Origin of the sequence: Corynebacterium glaucum, assembly GCF_002287505.1 — a bacterium.
Lineage (GTDB): Bacteria > Actinomycetota > Actinomycetes > Mycobacteriales > Mycobacteriaceae > Corynebacterium > Corynebacterium glaucum.
In genome coordinates this window covers 1,614,115-1,627,973 of sequence record NZ_CP019688.1, presented here as the reverse complement: position 1 = coordinate 1,627,973, position 13,859 = coordinate 1,614,115, and the positions used below count along the sequence as shown (strand labels likewise).

Genomic DNA, 13,859 nt, shown 5'->3' with positions numbered 1-13,859 from the left:
TGTCCGCGCGGCGGACAACCCTGAAGCGGGGGTTGAGGGTTGTCCGCGCGGCGGACAACCTCCCCGATCGCGTAAGCAGATGTGATTCGTGGCGGGCTGACGCGTTAGGCTGGGGCGAACCGATTTAGCAATAGAGGGAGTGCCCACCGTGTTCGAGTCATTGTCCGATCGCTTGCAAACTGCCCTTGGGGGTTTGCGCGGCAAAGGCAAACTCACCGAGGCCGACATCAACGCCACCGCACGCGAGATCCGACTCGCGCTGCTTGAAGCGGACGTTTCCCTGCCTGTGGTGCGCGCATTCATTAGCCGCGTCAAAGAGCGTGCGCTCGGCGCCGATGTCTCTGAGGCCCTAAACCCGGCCCAGCAGGTTATCAAGATCGTCGACGAGGAGCTCACCGCGATCCTCGGCGGCGAGACCCGCCGCCTGAACCTGGCCAAGAACCCGCCGACCGTGATCATGCTCGCCGGTCTGCAGGGTGCGGGTAAAACTACCCTTGCCGGCAAGTTGGCGAACCACCTGGCGCAGCAGGGCCACACCCCGATCCTGGTGGCATGTGACCTGCAGCGCCCGGGTGCGGTGCAGCAGCTGCAGATCGTCGGCGACCGCGCCGGTGTGCCCACGTTCGCGCCCGATCCGGGTACGTCGCTGGATTCTCACGACCACGACATGGGTACCTCGCACGGCGACCCGGTTGCCGTTGCTATGCAGGGCGTTGAGTACGCCAAGCAGCAGAAGAACGACGTGGTCATCATCGATACCGCGGGTCGCCTGGGCATCGACGAAACGCTGATGACGCAGGCTCGCAACATCCGCGACGCTGTAAACCCGGACGAAGTGCTGTTCGTCATCGACGCGATGATCGGCCAGGACGCGGTCACCACCGCCCAGGCGTTCGCGGACGGCGTGGACTTCACGGGCGTCGTGTTGACCAAGCTCGACGGCGACGCCCGAGGTGGCGCGGCGCTGTCGATCCGCGAGGTCACCGGCAAGCCAATTTTGTTCGCGTCGACAGGCGAGAAACTCGACGACTTCGACATCTTCCACCCTGACCGCATGTCCAGCCGCATCCTGGGCATGGGCGACTTGCTCTCGCTCATCGAGCAGGCCGAGCAGACCTTCAACGAGCAGGACGCTGAAGCCGCCGCGGCGAAGATGACCTCCGGCGAGCTCACCCTTGAGGACTTCCTCGATCAGCTGCTGATGATTCGTCGCATGGGCCCGATCGGCAACCTGCTCAAGATGATGCCGGGCGGCAAGCAGATGAACGAGATGGCTGACATGGTCGACGAGAAGCAGCTCGACCGCATCCAGGCCATCATCCGCGGTATGACTCCGCAAGAGCGCAATGATCCAAAGATCTTGAATGCTTCTCGACGGAAGCGTATTGCCAAAGGTTCCGGTGTCGAGGTTTCCGATGTGAACAACCTCGTCGAGCGCTTCTTCGAGGCGAAGAAGATGATGGAGCAGCTCTCCAACCAGTTTGGCTTTCCGGGCATGCCCGGTGCGGGCGGCGGGCGTTCCGCGACGAAGAAGAAGCCGAAGGGACGCAAGACCAAGAGTGGCAAGCGCAAGCCGCCGAAGCGTCAAGGCGGGGGCATGCCTAAGATGCCGGGTGGCATGCCGGGAATGCCCGGGATGCCAGGGATGCCGGACATGAAGGAGCTGGAGAAGCTGCAGGAACAGCTCCCGGCCGGTATGCAAGGCATGGACCTGAACAACCTCGACTTCAACGAAGCGATGAAGCGGATGGGCAAGCGCGGCTTCTAGGTGTAGGAGACGCGCAGCTTATCCAGAATCGGCTTCATCACTTCCCAGATCACGGGCGCAAGCGATTCCGCGTACGCGTTCGAGATGTGGTTCTGGTCGCGGTAGATGTACACGTTGCCGATTGCTGGCGGGCAAGTATCGCCGATGCAGTACCAATCTGAGGTGTCGACGCTGAACATGCCGTCGGTGCCGTCGAGATACTCAGCGGCCGGGTCGACCGGTTCGTAGACGAAATCGCGCGGTATCGAGCAATCTTCGAATGCCTCGCCCGCGTTCAGGCAGTAGTTCGGATCCATCGGATCGCCAGCGCCGTCGAAGATCCACGGGTTGTCGCGCAACCCGATGAACGGGATGTTATTTTCTCGAAGGGCTTCCCAGAAGCCCAGGTAGCCATCGGGAACCATGTCGAGGGTCATCACTGCTGCGCCGGCGTGGCCTTCTGGGCGGGTCGAGGTCGAGATCACCAGATCTGGATCCAGGTCAACAATGCGGTTAAAGGCGTTGATCGACCACTCACGACACACCTCGCTCACGGTGTCGTCTTCGAACTCGCCGAGCATGATCGGACATTCCTGGCGCACGTACGGGATGACCTTGAAACCGTGTTGCTGACCAAGTTCATCAAATGGAATGCCGAGCGGCTCCACGTGCGAGCCGCCAGCGAGCACGATGGTGGTCTCGGCGTCTGGGTCGCCGTAGACGCAGTCGTTCGGGACGAAACTATCGGGCCCTTCGTCCAGGTAAACCATGCAGCCATCGCCAATCGGCGGGTAGATGCCGGCGATGAGCTCGGGATCGGGAAGTGCTTCGACGTCAGGTGCCTCCGCACCAAGGAGAACGCCCGCGCCGGGGTGGGTTTTGGGATCGAGCGGACGCGCGGCGTCGTCGATCTGGTTGTCCCAATACGGCTTGACGGAAAGTGTGGTGGCAACCAGTAAACAGATCGCGATCCCGCCGACCATGCGACCACGGCCCGCGGTCGTTCGCAAGCTGGCGCGCGCTTTCGACACCGGTTTGTCAATCGCGAGCGGCCTCGGACTGTGCTGGCGAAGCGGCTCCTCTACGAATGTATGAGTGAGGTGGGCGAGCACCAGCGATGCAGCAATAACGGCGATGCCGAGCCAGGCCGGAGGGGTCTCGTACCCGCCGACAGCTGTCGAGAGGATCAGCAGCGGCCAGTGCCAGAGATAGAGCGAGTACGCGCTCTTGCCCAGCCACTGAAATGGCGGGGACGAAAGCACCTGCGAGACTGTATTGGTGGGGGAGCTCACGATCACCAGTACCGCGCCGGTCAGCGGCAATAGAGTCAGCGGGCCGGGGAAGGCGAGTGAGGTCGGGATGACCACGCCGGTGATGGCGATCATCGCCATTCCGATTCCGGCAGTCGCTGCGGAGTACCGCTGCGGCACAGTAATGTTGCGCGGGATCAGCGCCAGGATGCCACCGAGGGTCATCTCCCACATGCGCGAGAAGAACGAGTAGTAGTTCTCGGGCGTACCAACGAGTCCGAAGCGCGACGCGTACAGGAACGACGCAACGGTGATTACCGCGAGCGCAATGATGGTAATAGCGCGCGCCTTTTGCGGGTGCGCGCGGAACTTACTCACGGCGGTCGCAACGATAAGCCCAAGCAGGATGGCGAAGAGGTAGAACTGCCCCTGCACACTCATGGACCACAGGTGCTGCAGCGGGGAGGTCTCGACCCCGGCTGCGGCATACGCGGCCTCCTGGCGGCTGAGCATCCAGTTCTGGATGTAGAGCATGGAGGCTGTGAACTGTCCAGAAAGATCCCACGACATCAGCTCCGGTACCAGGAGCAGTACGCCCAGCAGCGTAGCCACAAGCACCACCGCAAGCGCAGGGACCAGGCGACGCGCGGTACGCCAGAACGGCCACCACGGGTTCAAGGACGGGTATGGGCGAAGTGCGTAACGAACTTGGCTGCCCAGGAAGAAGTAACCAGAAAGCAATAGGAACACATCGACGCCGCCGGAAACCCTGCCGACGAATACGTGGAAAAACACCACCAGCGCGATAGCGAAACCGCGCAGGCCGTCAAGGTCGTCTCTGTACACGGATGCGCCCTTTTTCACTGGCGCTGGTGAGTTCATGGGGCCTGAGGTTACCTCCGCCCGCGTTTTGGAGCCAACGCGGAGGCCAGGGTAGTGTGTCAAAGGTTGCGACATGCACACTGCGTATGCGCCGGATCCGAGTACGCTCGCCCGGCCAGTCACGCGCAGGTTAATCCAAAGGGTTGAACCGGTTCATCGATAAGCGATGAATGCCTGAACTACCCAGTGACCGTAAGGAACAAACTCATGGCTGTAAAGATCAAGCTGCAGCGCCTTGGCAAGATCCGTAACGCGCAGTACCGCGTGGTGATTGCTGATGCGCGCACCCGCCGCGATGGCCGCTACATCGAGAACATCGGCATCTACCACCCGAAGGAAGAGCCGTCGCTCATCCGCATCGACTCCGAGCGTGCCCAGTACTGGCTGGGCGTCGGCGCGCAGCCGACCGAGCCGGTGGAGCGTCTGCTGAAGATCACCGGCGACTGGCAGAAGTTCAAGGGCGAGGCTGGCGCCGAGGGCACCCTGAAGGTGGCCGAGGAGAAGCCGAGCAAGCTCGACCTGTTCAACCAGGCGCTCGAGGAGGCCAACAACGGCCCGTCCGCAGAGGCAATCACCGAGAAGCGCAAGAAGGCCAAGGAAGAGGCAGAGGCCAAGGCTGCTGCTGAGGCTGCCGCCGCTGAAGCTGCAGAGGCAGCTGAGGCTGAGGGCGAGTCCACCGACGTCGAGGCTGCAGAGGACGCAGCTGAGGCTGCGGCAGTCGCCGAGGACGACGCAGCAGCGGAGTCCGAGGACAACTAAGCCTCACTCAACCCATTCGCACAGTGCCCAGCGTGATTCGCTGGGCATTTTGCTTTTCGACGGCCCCTTCAACCCACACCCCACACCATCAGCGCGAAAGCCAGAACACGCCTGCCACCCCGCCAATAAGCCATAGGCCGGCAGCAATCCACGGCCAGGTGCGACCGTACAGTACATCGTCTTTGTGCTTCGGTGCCCGGATGAAGGTGAGCTGCAGGAAGAAATACCCGACGATCAGGGGGCCGAGCATCGTGCCGATGGCACCGAGCTCGGTCAAACCGGGGGCCCAACTGCCCAGATGGAGGGACATGGTGTTGATGGAGGCCTCATGCCATTTGGATGGCTCGAACACATACCGCGATGTAGCCACAAAGAACATGGCGGCAGTCAACGCAACGATTGGCCAGGAAATCAGATCTCTCCGGTCGGGCACCGGCGGGGCCGGACGTCCGGGCAGACCTTCGTAGCGCCGCAAATCCTTCCACATAGCGAGGATCGGCGGGATGAAACCGAGCAGGGCTGCCGCTGCGAGGCCGAAGGGACCGGACTCGGCCATCCTTCCGACGGCTCGCATCACGGACACACCCGCGTAGGTATTCAGCAGCAGGAGCAGCGCCAGCCCGAAGAGCGCGATGACGAGCTTCTTTCCGTAAAACTTGACTAGGCCCATGGTTCTCCTTTCATCACGGAGGCGCGCCCGGCAGAGAGACTGTACCCGCCTGCTGGGCAACGTTCGCGGTATTCAGCGGCTGGTAGCCTTGTTCCCCATGGAAATGCTCATCGGCCGGGTGGTGAAGTCCCACGGTATTAAAGGTGAGGTCGCCGTCGACCTTCTGACTGACGAAGCAGAATCGCGCTTCGCCGTCGGTGAAGTGCTGCACGGCAAGCAGGCGGGCAAAGAACAGGACCTAACGATTAAAACTTTGCGTCCGCACCAAAAGCGTCTGTTGGTGAGCTTCGAGGAGATTCCGGACCGCACCGCCGCAGATTCGCTGCGGGGTATGAAGTTCTACGCCTCACCGCTGGAGCGCGACGAGGATTCGGACGAGTACTACGACCACGAACTCATCGGCCTCAAGGTGCACCTGGACGGTGCCGAAACCGGCGAGGTGACCGGTGTCATGGACACTCCGAACCGCAAGATTTTGGAGGTGGCCTACGAAGGCCGCGAGGTGCTGATCCCGTTTGTCATGGACATCGTGCCCGAGGTCGATCTAGACGAGGGCTACCTCGAAATCACCCCGCCCGAGGGGTTGCTCGACCTGTGAGCGCGATGCGGATCGACGCGGTCACCATCTTCCCGGAGTACCTCGAGCCGCTGCGCCACGCACTGTTAGGCAAGGCGATTGAGCAGGGCATCCTTGAGGTCGGTGTGCATGATCTGCGCGACTGGGCCACTGGCGGGCATAAGTCAGTAGATGCGCCGCCGCTTGGTGGGGGACCGGGCATGGTGATGAAGCCGGAGGTGTGGGGACCCGCGTTGGATAGCATCGCGGCCGGACATACTGGCACCGCGCTCACCACGTCTGCTGCACACCGCAACGACAAACTGCGCCATGACGATGTTTCGGAGGTCGCCGCAAGGCCATATACGGAGTCGCGCGACGTGCGCAAGGGTGAAGATCCAGACGCTCCGCTGCTCATAGTGCCCACTCCGGCCGGCGTCCCGTTCACCCAGGCGCAAGCACGGGCGTGGTCGAATGAGCGGCACTTGGTGTTCGCCTGCGGGCGTTATGAGGGAATTGACCAGCGGGTGTTCGCAGACGCCGCGCAGCGCTACCGGGTGCGCGAGGTTTCGATTGGCGATTACGTGCTCATCGGTGGGGAAGTAGCGGTTCTTGTCATCGCTGAAGCGGTCACGCGCCTCATCCCCGGAGTGCTGGGCAATACCGAATCCCATGAGGAAGACAGCTTTTCCGACGGTCTGCTCGAAGGGCCGAGCTACACCAAACCGCGGGTGTGGCGCGGGATCGAGGCGCCGGCGGTGCTCACCTCGGGCGACCATGCGAAGGTGGCGCGCTTCCGTCGCGATGAGGCGTTAAAGCGCACCAAGGCGGTGCGCCCCGAGCTCATTGATGCGGCGGCAGCAGCCGGTCAACTCAGCGACGAAGACCGATTCACCCTTGATGCGCGAGAGGTGATTACGGAACTGGATGTGCTGGGGCGGGTGCAAAGGGGCGTCGATAAGCACTTGCGAAAGCACTTGCGGAAGGCTGGCTACCTGGTCGATTCCATCGAGTGGGAGGAGCGCGGCGCGGATGTGTGCTTCGGGCCGTCGATGCTGGAGACAGAATTTGAGCGGCGCGAGGGGCGGCCGAGCACTGAGCCGGTAGTGAAGCTCACTATCCGGGGCCGCACTGCGCTGCCGGTAGTCGAAGCGACGAAAGCCGTGGTCGCGGGGTTGCCGCGCGGGGTGGATTGGTACGGATCGACGAGGGTGGTTGAAATCACCTAACATTGCCGGGAACTGGGGAGAAGCTGAGAACTACCCTTTAGGTATGACCTAGAAAGAAAGGGTTCTCATGCTGGCATCAATACTTGATCCCACATCCACGATCGCAATCGTTCTGCAGATCCTCATCATTCTCGGCGCCCTGTTGCTGGGTACTCGCTACGGCGGGCTCGGCCTTGGTCTGATCTCGGGCATCGGCTTGATGATCATGGTGTTCATCTTCGGTCTCGAACCGGGTGAGCCTCCCGTCGGAGTGATGCTGACCATCATCGCCGTGATCGGTTGCGCGGCGACATTACAGCAGGCCAGAGGCCTTGAGGTGATGATGCAACAGGCGGAGAAAGTGCTTCGCGCGCATCCTGAACGCATCACGATTCTGGCGCCCCTGACCACGTGGTTTCTCACCGTGCTGTGCGGCACGGGCCACGTGGTCTACACAATGTTTCCCATCATCGAAGACATTGCGCTGAAAAAGGGCATCCGCCCGGAGCGGCCGATGGCGGTGGCCTCCACTTCGGCGCAGATGGGCATTACCGCCTCTCCGGTGTCGGTGGCTACAGTCTCGCTCGCGTCGATCCTTGCGGAGAACGCAGGCGTGATCGACCAGGCATATTCCATTCCGCAGATTCTGATGGTGGCTATCCCGGCATCGCTCAGCGGTGTGTTGCTTGCCGCCGTGTGGTCGCTGCGCCGCGGCAAGGATCTAGAAGATGATCCGGTGTTCCAGGAGCGCATGAAGGACCCGGCGTTTGCTGAGTCGATCCAAAAGTCGAGCCACTCGTTGCTGGGGGAGCAGTTTCCAAAGTCCGCGTACAACTCGGTGTGGATCTTCCTCGGCGCAATTGCGTTCGTGGTTGTGCTGGGCGCGTTCGAAGCGCTACGTCCCGCGTGGCCGGACGATGCGGGCGACCTCAAGCCGTTGTCCATGAACCTCACCATCCAGATGGTGATGCTCTTTGCCGGTGCGATGATCCTGTTGTTCTGCAAGACAGACCACAAGAAGATCGCCTCCACCCCGGTGTTCAAGGCGGGCATGACCGCGGTGTTCTCCGTCTTCGGTGTGGCGTGGATGGCGGACACGTTCTTCGCCGCGCACATCGACCAGCTCGAGGCGTCCCTCGGCGGCATCGTGCAGCAGGCCCCGTGGGCGTACGCCATCGTGCTGCTGATCGTGTCGAAGCTGGTCAACTCGCAGGCAGCCGCGCTGGTGGCCATCGCCCCGATTGGTTTGGCGCTGGGCATCGACCCGAAGGTGATTGTCGGCTTTTACGGCGCCGCATACGGTTACTGGATCCTGCCGACCTACCCGTCTGACCTCGCGTGCATCGGCTTCGACCGCACCGGCACCACCCGCATTGGCAAGTACGTGATCAACCACTCGTTCCTGGTCCCAGGTGCGATCTCCGTGTTCACGTCCTGCGTGGTCGGCTCGCTACTCGCTCAAGTGCTGCTGTAGCTGCCGCCGCAGACGCAGCCACAAACGCTGTCGCGGGTGTCCACGCGCTAGACTTCCCCGAATGACTTTCGCAGACACCATCGCGACAGAACTCAACGTGCGCCCCTCCCAAGTGGAGGCGGCGCTTACGCTTTTGGCGGAGGGCAACACCGTCCCGTTCATCGCTCGCTACCGCAAGGAAGCCACCGGCGGGCTCGACGACGCGCAGCTGCGCCACATCGAGGAGCGCAACACCTACCTGCGCGAACTCGCAGAGCGCAAGGACACCGTGCTCGCCAGCATCGAAGAACAAGGCAAACTCACCGATGAGCTCCAGCAGGCCATCCTCGCCGCCGACACAAAAGCCCGCGTCGAAGACCTCTACCTGCCGTACAAAAAGCGCCGCAAGACCAAGGCGGACATTGCACGAGAGGCTGGGCTCGAGGAGCTCGAGCAATTGCTTATCGACGACCCCACGCTCGACCCCATCACTGCAGCAGCCAACTTCACCTCGGAAGGCTTCCCAGACGCGGCAGCCGCGCTAGAGGGAGCGCGGGCGATCTTGGTGGACCGCTTCGCGCTCGATGCGGACCTTGTCAGCGAGGTGCGCGACCGCGTCTTCGAGCAGGGCACGCTCCGTGCCTCGGTGGTCAGCGGCAAAGAAACTGAAGGTGCGAAGTTCGCTGACTACTTCGACTTCTCCGAGCCGTTCACCAAGCTGCCCAGCCACCGCATCCTCGCGCTCCTGCGCGGTGAGACGGAAGGCGTGCTCACTCTGGACTTCGACCCAGGTGAGGAGGCCATCTACGAGGGCATGATCGTGCGCGCCTTCGACCTGCCGGACAGCGAATGGGTGAACAAGGCAGTGCGCTGGGGCTGGCGCACCAAGCTGCAGGTGGCAGCGAACCTGGATACCCGGATGCGCCTGAAAGAGGTCGCGGAGACGGGTGCCCTGCAGGTGTTCAAGACCAATCTGCGCGACGTGCTGCTGGCCGCGCCTGCGGGGCAGCGCGCGACCCTTGCGCTGGACCCGGGGTACCGCAACGGCGTGAAGTGCGCGGTGGTGGACGGCACCGGCAAAGTTCTGGCCACCGGCATTGTCTACCCCCACCAGCCGCAGAACCGGTGGGATGCCGCCCGCAACGAACTTGCGGGGCTCGCCGCAGAACACGGCGTTGAACTGATCGCCGTGGGCAACGGCACCGCCTCGCGCGAGTCGGAGAAGCTCGCCGGCGAGGTCGCGGACATGATCGCCCAAGCGGGCGGGAAGCGCCCCACGCCGGTGGTGGTCAGCGAGTCCGGTGCCTCGATCTATTCCGCCAGCCCGATCGCGGCCGAGGAGTTCCCGGATATGGATGTCTCGCTGCGTTCGGCGGTCTCGATCGCGCGCCGGTTACAGGATCCGCTGGCGGAGCTGGTGAAGGTGGACCCGAAATCCATTGGCGTGGGCCAGTACCAGCACGACGTGAACCAGACCGCGCTTGCGCAGACCCTCGACGCGGTGGTGGAAGACGCCGTGAACTCCGTCGGCGTGGACGTGAATACCGCATCCGTGCCCCTGCTCGAGCGCGTCGCAGGCTTGAGCCCCACGGTGGCCAAGAACGTCGTGGCTTACCGTGACGAGCACGGCGGATTCACCACCCGCAAGGAGCTGGCGAAGGTACCGCGGCTCGGGCCGAAGGCGTACGAGCAGGCCGCCGGATTCCTGCGCATCCAAGGCGGCGCGAACCCGCTCGATGCTTCCGCGGTGCACCCGGAGGCCTACCCGGTAGTGGAGCGCGTCGCGCAGGCGACGGGCTTGGCCACCGAGCAGCTCATCGGCAACACCGCCGTGCTGTCCAAGCTACGCGCGGAAGAATTCGCCGACGAGCAGTTCGGCGTGCCCACGGTGACCGATATCCTCGCGGAGCTGGACAAACCCGGCCGTGATCCGCGCCCGGAGTTCAAGACCGCCGCCTTCAAGGAAGGCGTCACCGAGGTCAAAGACCTCAAACCCGGCATGATCCTCGAAGGCACCGTGACCAACGTGGCCGCATTCGGCGCGTTCGTCGACGTTGGCGTCCACCAGGACGGGCTGGTGCACGTCTCCGCGATGAGCAACCGTTTCGTCTCCGACCCGCACGAAATCGTGCGCTCGGGCGAGGTGGTCAAGGTCAAGGTGATGGAAGTGGACGTCGCCCGCAACCGCATCGGCCTGAGCCTCCGGCTCGACGATGAACCTGGACAAGCGAGCCGCAAACCCAGCAAACCGCAGAACGGCCGCGGAAAGCAGACGAAGCGGGGCGCGGGGGACCGTCGACAAGCAACTGGCTCTTTGGCCGATGCTTTGAAGCAAGCCGGATTTGGGAACTGAGCGGGCCAAATGTAAGATGCCAAAGGTTATTGCACACGATACGAACCAGTCGAGCCTTCCATCAAAGGCCGCTCGGGTCCTCTGTCCGTAAAAGTAAAGGAATGCTGTTATGTCCAACGGCGTCATCGATCTTGTCGACGCAGGCCAGCTGCGCGACGACATCCCCGACTTCCGCCCCGGCGACACCCTTGACGTGCACGTCAAGGTGATCGAGGGCAACGTCACCCGTACCCAGATCTTCACCGGTTTCGTCGTGCGCCGCCAGGGCGGCGGCATCCGCGAGACCTTCACCGTTCGCAAGATCTCCTTCGGTATCGGCGTGGAGCGTACCTTCCCGGTTCACTCCCCGAACATCGAGAAGATCGAGGTTGTCCGCAAGGGTAAGGTTCGCCGCGCGAAGCTGTACTACATGCGCGACCTGCGCGGCAAGGCTGCCCGCATCAAGGAACGCCGCTAAGCACTTTCTGCTTATCGACGTCTACGCCCCGACTGCCACACCCGGTAGCCGGGGCGTTTCGCATTCCTGGTTTCGCGTTCAAAACCGCAGGTTGGCTAATGGTGCAGTGGTTCTCCTCCGATACCGGTTTGAAGTGAGTGCAGTGCTACAGTGTTGCGCGTGACCAACCCGAACGAACCTGCCGGCACCCCGGCGCAAGAGGTGCTGCAGGAGGCTCCCGAAGCCGAAGAGCGCCAAGCCGAGGAGCGCCAGGAAACGCCGTGGTACATCGAAATCCCGGCGGTGGTGCTGCTGACGTTACTGCTGCTCTTTGTCATGCAGACGTTCATTGGCAGGCTCTACGTCATTCCGTCGTCCTCGATGGAGCCGACGCTGCACGGCGCGAACGGCACCGGCGACCGCATCTTCGTGGAAAAGGTGAGCTACTACTTCACCGACCCGGAGCCGGGTGACGTGGTGGTGTTCGCGGGCACCGATTCGTGGAACACCGGCTTTTCCACCAACCGCTCCAGCAACACCTTTGTGCGTGGGATCCAGGAGGTCGGATCTTGGGTCGGCCTGGTGCCCAAGGATGAGAACACGCTGGTCAAACGCATCGTCGCCGAGGGCGGCCAGACCGTCTCCTGCCAGGAAGGCGACCCAGCGGTGATGGTGGACGGCCAGCCGATCGACCAGTCCTACATCCTCACGCCTCCGACCTACGAGGTGGACGATTCCACCGGTTCAGAGGCCTGCGGCGGCAAGTACTTCGGCCCCGTCGAGGTGCCGGAGGGCCACTACTTCATGATGGGCGACAACCGCACCAACTCCATGGATTCGCGCTACCACCTAGGCGATGAGTACCAGGGCACGATCCCGGAGGAGAACCTGCGCGGCAAGGTCCAGGCGATTGTCTTCCCGTTCGACCGCATCGGCGGCGTCGCCAACCCGGAGATCCAGCAGTAACACCGTGCGCCGCCTCAAACAGCTGCGCACGTACGAAGTCGCGCTGGACAAGGCAGGCTTCGGCCCGGTGGCCGGCGTCGATGAAGCCGGCCGCGGCGCGTGCTTCGGCCCCATGACCGTCGCCGCGTGCATCTTGCCGCCTCGCCCGGTGAAAGCGCTCGAGGGGCTCACCGATTCTAAGCAGCTCACGGCCGGCAAAAGGGAGTTGCTTTACGACGCTATCGTGACAGCGTCCACCTCTTTCGCCATCGTGCATATCTCGGCGGCGGAGATTGACCGGCGTGGGATCCAGGCTGCCAATCTGGACGGTGCGAGGCGGGCGGTGGCGTTGCTCGAGCCGTCGCCAAGCTATGTGCTCATGGATGCGTTTCGGATTCCTGGCCTGCCGATGCCCCAACTGCCGATTGTGGGCGGCGATTACACCGCGCGCTGCATTGCTGCGGCGAGTGTGCTGGCGAAGGTGAGCCGCGACCGCCTGATAACCGCGATGGCTGAGGAGTTTCCGCAGTACGGTTTAGAGGCGCACAAAGGCTACTCCACGCGTGCGCATCTGGACGCGGTGCGCCGCCACGGCGCGAGCGTGCAGCACCGTTATAGTTATGCAAACATCCGTGAAGCCAACGAGGTTTACGAAGGGTCGATTGCCAGATGAGCGCTGAAGAGCTGGATAACTACGAAGCCGAAGTAGAGCTGTCTCTTTACCGCGAATACCGCGACGTGGCCAGCCAGTTCTCGTACGTGGTGGAGACTGACCGGCGCTTCTACCTGGCGAATGCTGTCGAGCTCATCCCGCATACCGAGGGCAAGGATGTGTACTACGAAGTGCGCATGTCGGATTGCTGGGTGTGGGACATGTACCGCGCAGTGCGCTTTGTGCGCTACGTGCGCGTGATCACCTACAAGGACGTCAACATCGAGGAGCTGGACAAGCCCGATCTGACGTTCCCGGATCGCGCGTAGCTCCTCTTACTTCATGGCGTCGCTAGGATAGGGCCTCACCACCGCCGACAACCTACAGTGGCTATTCGAAGGGGGCACGAGAAACATGGTCTACGCGATGATCGTGCGGAACAAGGTGCGAAGCATCTTCGACCAGATCAATGCTGGCAATTATCAGCCAATGGTGGATGGGCTCGGAACACCGTTCGAGTACATCTTCCATGGTGAACACGCCCTCGGCGGTCGACGAACCTCCAAGGAGGCGATGCATCGCTGGTGGGAGCGCGTGTTCCGTCTCCTTCCCGGTGCGAAGTTCGACGTTCGTGACGTCCTGGTCAGCGGCGGACCCTGGAACACCCGCATCGCTGTGCGGGCACAGGTCAGCGGGCCTCTGCCGGATGGCGAGAGGTACGAAAACACCGTCTTTCAGTTCATGACGCTCAAATGGGGAAAGGTCGTGTCAGTAGAGACGGTTGAGGATCTGCAGGTTCTCGAGCGCGCACTTCGCGCGGTTGCCGAGGCAGGAAACGAGGAAGCCCTCGCGCCGCCAATTATCGGCTAAGAGCTTTAGGGCGGATAGCCTCCTAAGCGAATTTCGGTTGTTGCGGAACCGAGGGGGTCAAACGTCGGTCTAAGTGAG

The 13,859-nt window shown here is 62.6% G+C and carries 12 protein-coding genes and 1 pseudogene; 11 read left to right on the top strand and 2 right to left on the bottom strand.

The window, feature by feature from the left end; genetic code table 11:
• Positions 1–148 precede the first annotated feature (148 nt).
• Positions 149–1,768, top strand: a complete 1,620-nt coding sequence (ffh, locus tag CGLAU_RS07925) for a signal recognition particle protein (RefSeq protein WP_095661122.1) — start codon at positions 149–151, stop codon at positions 1,766–1,768.
• Here the strand turns inward: ffh and CGLAU_RS07920 are convergent.
• A complete protein-coding gene (locus CGLAU_RS07920; RefSeq protein ID WP_095660224.1) occupies positions 1,765–3,879 on the bottom strand; it encodes an acyltransferase family protein in 2,115 nt (704 codons plus the stop codon). The genes ffh and CGLAU_RS07920 overlap by 4 nt on opposite strands.
• A 207-nt stretch (positions 3,880–4,086) precedes the next feature.
• Here CGLAU_RS07920 and rpsP point away from each other — a divergent pair, with 207 nt between their 5' ends.
• The gene (rpsP, locus tag CGLAU_RS07915) at positions 4,087–4,638 is read left to right on the top strand and encodes a 30S ribosomal protein S16 (protein WP_095660223.1); all 552 of its coding nucleotides are present in this window, start codon (positions 4,087–4,089) and stop codon (positions 4,636–4,638) included.
• Between the two features lie 88 nt (positions 4,639–4,726).
• On the opposite strand, the gene CGLAU_RS07910 is transcribed toward rpsP, so the two are convergent.
• Positions 4,727–5,308, bottom strand: coding sequence for a hypothetical protein (locus CGLAU_RS07910; RefSeq protein ID WP_095660222.1), 582 nt, complete (start codon positions 5,306–5,308; stop codon positions 4,727–4,729).
• Positions 5,309–5,405: 97 nt separating this feature from the next.
• On the opposite strand from CGLAU_RS07910, the gene rimM reads away from it, so the two are divergent.
• The 9 genes and pseudogenes from rimM (at position 5,406) to CGLAU_RS07865 (ending at position 13,781) form a co-directional block, all read left to right on the top strand.
• Positions 5,406–5,906 (top strand): ribosome maturation factor RimM, encoded by a 501-nt coding sequence (gene rimM, locus CGLAU_RS07905; protein ID WP_095660221.1) that lies wholly within the window; start codon positions 5,406–5,408, stop codon positions 5,904–5,906.
• Between the two features lie 5 nt (positions 5,907–5,911).
• A pseudogene (trmD, locus tag CGLAU_RS07900) lies at positions 5,912–6,754 on the top strand (tRNA (guanosine(37)-N1)-methyltransferase TrmD); the annotation flags it as partial.
• 406 nt (positions 6,755–7,160) lie between these two features.
• Positions 7,161–8,546, top strand: coding sequence for an anaerobic C4-dicarboxylate transporter (locus tag CGLAU_RS07895; RefSeq protein WP_095660220.1), 1,386 nt, complete (start codon positions 7,161–7,163; stop codon positions 8,544–8,546).
• Between the two features lie 61 nt (positions 8,547–8,607).
• A complete protein-coding gene (locus CGLAU_RS07890; protein ID WP_095660219.1) occupies positions 8,608–10,878 on the top strand; it encodes a Tex family protein in 2,271 nt (756 codons plus the stop codon).
• Positions 10,879–10,987: 109 nt separating this feature from the next.
• On the top strand, positions 10,988–11,335 hold the full coding sequence (gene rplS, locus CGLAU_RS07885; protein WP_095660218.1) for a 50S ribosomal protein L19: 348 nt from the start codon (positions 10,988–10,990) through the stop codon (positions 11,333–11,335).
• 201 nt (positions 11,336–11,536) lie between these two features.
• Positions 11,537–12,280 (top strand): signal peptidase I, encoded by a 744-nt coding sequence (gene lepB, locus CGLAU_RS07880; RefSeq protein ID WP_232507260.1) that lies wholly within the window; start codon positions 11,537–11,539, stop codon positions 12,278–12,280.
• Between the two features lie 4 nt (positions 12,281–12,284).
• Entirely contained in the window at positions 12,285–12,932 is a 648-nt protein-coding gene (locus tag CGLAU_RS07875) for a ribonuclease HII (RefSeq protein WP_232507080.1), read from the top strand.
• Positions 12,929–13,240 (top strand): DUF2469 domain-containing protein, encoded by a 312-nt coding sequence (locus CGLAU_RS07870; protein WP_095660215.1) that lies wholly within the window; start codon positions 12,929–12,931, stop codon positions 13,238–13,240. Before CGLAU_RS07875 ends, CGLAU_RS07870 begins: the two co-directional genes overlap by 4 nt.
• 85 nt (positions 13,241–13,325) lie before the next feature.
• Positions 13,326–13,781 carry a nuclear transport factor 2 family protein gene (locus tag CGLAU_RS07865; RefSeq protein ID WP_095660214.1) on the top strand — a complete coding sequence of 152 codons (456 nt, stop codon included), beginning with the start codon at positions 13,326–13,328 and terminating at the stop codon, positions 13,779–13,781.
• The last annotated feature ends 78 nt before the right edge of the window (positions 13,782–13,859 follow it).

Bases quoted from the DNA above. Each gene is read 5' to 3' on its own strand.
- CGLAU_RS07920 (WP_095660224.1), bottom strand. From the start codon at position 3,879: ATGAACTCACCAGCGCCAGTGAAAAAGGGCGCATCCGTGTACAGAGAC.
- CGLAU_RS07890 (WP_095660219.1), top strand. From the start codon at position 8,608: ATGACTTTCGCAGACACCATCGCGACAGAACTCAACGTGCGCCCCTCC.
- CGLAU_RS07865 (WP_095660214.1), top strand. From the start codon at position 13,326: ATGGTCTACGCGATGATCGTGCGGAACAAGGTGCGAAGCATCTTCGAC.
- rplS (WP_095660218.1), top strand. From the start codon at position 10,988: ATGTCCAACGGCGTCATCGATCTTGTCGACGCAGGCCAGCTGCGCGAC.
- rpsP (WP_095660223.1), top strand. From the start codon at position 4,087: ATGGCTGTAAAGATCAAGCTGCAGCGCCTTGGCAAGATCCGTAACGCG.
- CGLAU_RS07870 (WP_095660215.1), top strand. From the start codon at position 12,929: ATGAGCGCTGAAGAGCTGGATAACTACGAAGCCGAAGTAGAGCTGTCT.
- rimM (WP_095660221.1), top strand. From the start codon at position 5,406: ATGGAAATGCTCATCGGCCGGGTGGTGAAGTCCCACGGTATTAAAGGT.
- CGLAU_RS07895 (WP_095660220.1), top strand. From the start codon at position 7,161: ATGCTGGCATCAATACTTGATCCCACATCCACGATCGCAATCGTTCTG.
- CGLAU_RS07910 (WP_095660222.1), bottom strand. From the start codon at position 5,308: ATGGGCCTAGTCAAGTTTTACGGAAAGAAGCTCGTCATCGCGCTCTTC.